Origin of the sequence: Pseudogemmobacter lacusdianii, assembly GCF_030848395.1 — a bacterium.
Taxonomy (GTDB): domain Bacteria; phylum Pseudomonadota; class Alphaproteobacteria; order Rhodobacterales; family Rhodobacteraceae; genus Pseudogemmobacter; species Pseudogemmobacter lacusdianii.
This window is the reverse complement of the sequence record NZ_JAVDBT010000048.1, coordinates 1-854: the sequence shown is the minus strand read 5'-3', so window position 1 is coordinate 854 and position 854 is coordinate 1. Positions and strand designations below refer to the sequence as shown.

General features: G+C 60.9%; 1 protein-coding gene. It reads left to right on the top strand.

The features are described from left to right. Positions 1 to 62: 62 nt before the first annotated feature. Positions 63 to 832, top strand: a protein-coding gene (locus tag Q9295_RS17965) for an IS5 family transposase (RefSeq protein WP_373457485.1) whose coding sequence is annotated in 2 segments (ribosomal slippage) — positions 63 to 384 and positions 384 to 832 — 771 coding nt in all. Because the reading frame shifts where the segments join, the coding sequence is not laid out codon by codon here. Positions 833 to 854 lie beyond the last annotated feature (22 nt).

Below are 854 nucleotides of genomic sequence, written 5' to 3'. Positions count from 1 at the left end.
GGGTCAGGACCCATTGATTATCCACTCGCGGCGTGATTCAGGCTCCGCGAGGAGACTGACAGATGAGCAACCTTTTCTGGCTGACGGACGCGCAGATGGCGCGGCTCCAGCCCTTCTTCCCCAAGAGCCACGGTAAGCCGCGCGTTGATGATCGGCGGGTGCTGAGCGGGATAATCTTTATCAATCGCAATGGTTTGCGTTGGCGTGATGCACCCAGGGAATATGGCCCGCCGAAGACCCTCTACAACCGCTGGAAACGGTGGAGCGACAAGGGCATCTTTGCGCGGATGATGGATGGACTGGCCTCCGAGGCCACCGCTCCGAAGACGGTGATGATCGACGCGACCTACCTGAAGGCGCACCGCACGGCGACAAGCCTGCGGTCGAAAAAGGGGGACCCGGCGATCAAAGGGGCCGTCTGATCGGCCGAACCAAGGGCGGCATGAACACCAAGCTGCACGCCGTCGCCGATGCCGATGGTCGCCCGATCCGTTTCTTTATGACCGCAGGTCAGGTCAGCGATTATACTGGAGCGGCCGCGCTTCTGAGCAGCCTACCTTCGGCCGATTGGCTCCTGGCCGACCGGGGCTATGATGCCGACTGGTTCAGAGAAGCGTTGAAAGACAAAGGGATAAAGCCCTGCATCCCGGGCCGGAAGTCTCGCGGCAAGCCCATCAAGCACGACAAGCGCCGATACAAACGCCGTAACAGGATCGAGATCATGTTCGGGCGGTTGAAAGACTGGCGCAGGGTCGCCACCCGATACGACAGGTCCCCGAAGGTCTTCCTCTCCGTCGTCGCCCTCGCCGCAACCGTCATCTTCTGGCTATGACACAAGAACGAGTCCTGACCCT